Annotated in this window: 2 protein-coding genes; both read right to left on the bottom strand. The window is 45.2% G+C overall.

Going from position 1 to position 2,536, the window contains the following annotated elements; genetic code table 11:
* A partial coding sequence (locus CAG68_RS12330) for an enoyl-CoA hydratase-related protein (protein WP_202599937.1) occupies nt 1-863 on the bottom strand: 863 nt, incomplete at its 3' end.
* Complete coding sequence (fadI, locus tag CAG68_RS12325) at nt 863-2,170, bottom strand: acetyl-CoA C-acyltransferase FadI (protein WP_054729876.1); 1,308 nt, start codon at nt 2,168-2,170, stop codon at nt 863-865. The genes CAG68_RS12330 and fadI, both read right to left, overlap by 1 nt.
* Nucleotides 2,171-2,536 lie beyond the last annotated feature (366 nt).

The following is a 2,536-nucleotide window of genomic DNA, read 5'->3' as shown; positions in this document are numbered from 1 at the left end:
CGGAGCGCTTTTGACTCTGAGCTCATCACAAGCTCACCGAAGCGCTTCGCTTCAAGTTCTTGACCTTTAGCGAAGCCTTTCTCTAAGCCATGTTGAATAACTTCTAGAATTGCAACCGTTGCTGGATAGTTACCGCGAGTTTTTTGATTCGTTTTCTTCGCAGCTTGCTCAAATACAAACTTGCGCCCTAGCCCGCTACCAGACATCACCTTTTCTTTCGTCGATAGCTTTTTCGTGCCCTTGTTTTTACCTTTGTCGATAAACTGTTTTGCTACGTCGAGCAAAATGGTGTCAGGCACACAGGCGTCCACAACGCCCAATTTTTTAGCTTTCTTCGCACGAAGTTGTTTACCCGTCAGGATCAAGTCCAACGACGGTAACAGGCCAATCAAACGTGGCAGACGCTGAGTACCACCAGAACCTGGCAATAAACCAAGTTGTACTTCTGGCAGACCTAAACGCGTTTTGTCAGAATCCGTACAAACACGATAATCACATGCAAGAGCCAGTTCTAAACCACCGCCCAAACATGGGCCATGAATAGCCGCAACGACAGGATACGGTAAGTCCGATAGCTGCTGGAACAACTCCTGACCTTGCCTTGCTAAGGCTTCCGCTTCACTTGTTGTGGTGCATGCTTCTAGCATTCGAACATCAGCGCCCGCAACAAAATTGTCCGGTTTTAGGGAGTGGATGATCATCCCTTTAATACCACTGGAGTCTTTTAGCTGAGCAAAAATTTCTTTCATTTCGTCAGCAAAAGCCGCCTGCAGCGTATTCATTTTTTCATTAGGAACATCGATGGCTAACCAAGCAATATTTTGCTCATCAACCTTTAGACTAAATGCTTTTTGCTCGCTCATTACTCAACCTCCAGAATCATTGCCGCACCAAGACCACCAGCAGCACATGCGGTATTCAATGCAATACCACCGCCACGGCGTTTTAGCTCTCGTAGGGTTTGCGTCATCATACGCGCACCAGTCGCAGCAAATGGGTGACCATAAGCAATTGATCCGCCAAGCACGTTGAACTTATCCATTTCAATTTCACCAATCGCTTTTGAGCGACCAAGGTTTTCTTGAGCAAACTTATCGGAAGCAAACATCTTCACATTCGCCAATGCTTGAGCAGCAAAGGCCTCGTGCATGTCGATCAACGTCAAATCTGACAGTTCCAAGCCTGTATTTTCAAGCACTTTCGCTGTGGCATAAGTCGGACCCATCAGCATGTCCTTTTCCACGCCGATAGCAGAGAATGCATAACCTCGGATGTAACCAAGAATCTCCATTCCGAGCTCTTTCGCTTTACCTTCTCGCATCAACATCACTGCCGCACCACCATCAGTCAATGGCGTACTGTTCGCAGCCGTAACACTGCCATACTGACGATCAAACGCAGGTCGCAATTTCGCGTATCCCTCAACCGTTGAGTCATGACGAATATTGTTATCTTCCGAAATCCACTTTTTGTATGGTTCAGGGAAAGCCGTCATCACTTCATCTTGGATTTTTCCTTCTTTCCAAGCTTGAGAAGCCAGCGTATGAGAACGATGTGCAAGCGCATCCTGTTCTGCGCGAGAAATACCATGTGTTTTAGCCATTTGCTCTGCAGTTTGTCCCATGGATAAACCCGTAGAGTACTCTGCTACTGCTGGTGGCACTGGCATCAGGTCTTTAAAGCTCAAGTTTTTGAGGATACTAAGCTTCTGACCCATTGTTTTTGTCTTACTAAGAGCAAGCAGATTAGCGGCCAGTTTCTTTGATACGCCAATAGGCAGGACGGAAGAAGAGTCTGCACCGCCAGCAATACCAATATCGATGGTTCCCGCCATGATGCTTTCTGCGACATTAACCGCCGCTTGAAAACTCGTCGCACACGCTCGAGTCACACTGTATGCATCAGTATGGATGTTCATACCAGTGCCTAACACGATTTCTCGTGCGATGTTTGGCGCTTCAGGCATTTGTACTACTTGTCCAAATACCACTTGTTCGATTAGCTTCGGATCAATATCTGTTCGAGCAAGCATTTCGCTTACTACCATTTTCCCTAAATCGACCGCTGGCACTTGGCTAAATTCCGTGCTTTGACGAGCAAAGGGAGTTCGAAGCCCCGCGACAATAGCGACACGCTCACCATTGCGTGTTTTTACTTCCTGCTTGCCCATTGTTTCTCCTTAAATACAAGAGGTCTGACCTGATGCATTGTAATGAATTTGTTAAATTTATCAAACGTGCGTTTAAATAAACGTGAAGCAAGTAGTTCAATTACTCTACTTCTTTGATTCTTATGCGATTACTAATGGTTAACTATAGAGAGTTAAAACGGTAAGAGGTATACGGAAAGTAAAATCGAAGCAAAAAAAAACCACACATAACTGTGTGGTCGGAATATCTATAAAACAATTAACTTACGCCAATTGAAAAGTAATCAGTTTCCTGATTAGGAGAAAGTAAAGTCAGCCTTCAAAAGGAAGTGTCATCTTGCTCAACATGTTAGTCGCAATGACTAACGAGATGACAAGGTGTACTAT

Source organism: Vibrio sp. V42_P2S4T144 (assembly GCF_009904715.1).
Taxonomy (GTDB): Bacteria; Pseudomonadota; Gammaproteobacteria; order Enterobacterales; family Vibrionaceae; genus Vibrio; species Vibrio alginolyticus.
Note: the sequence above shows the minus strand (reverse complement) of the source record. Positions and strands in the feature narration are given on the sequence as shown.

Excerpts from the sequence above, each read along its gene's own strand:
- fadI (WP_054729876.1), bottom strand. The coding sequence starts at position 2,170 with ATGGGCAAGCAGGAAGTAAAAACACGCAATGGTGAGCGTGTCGCTATT.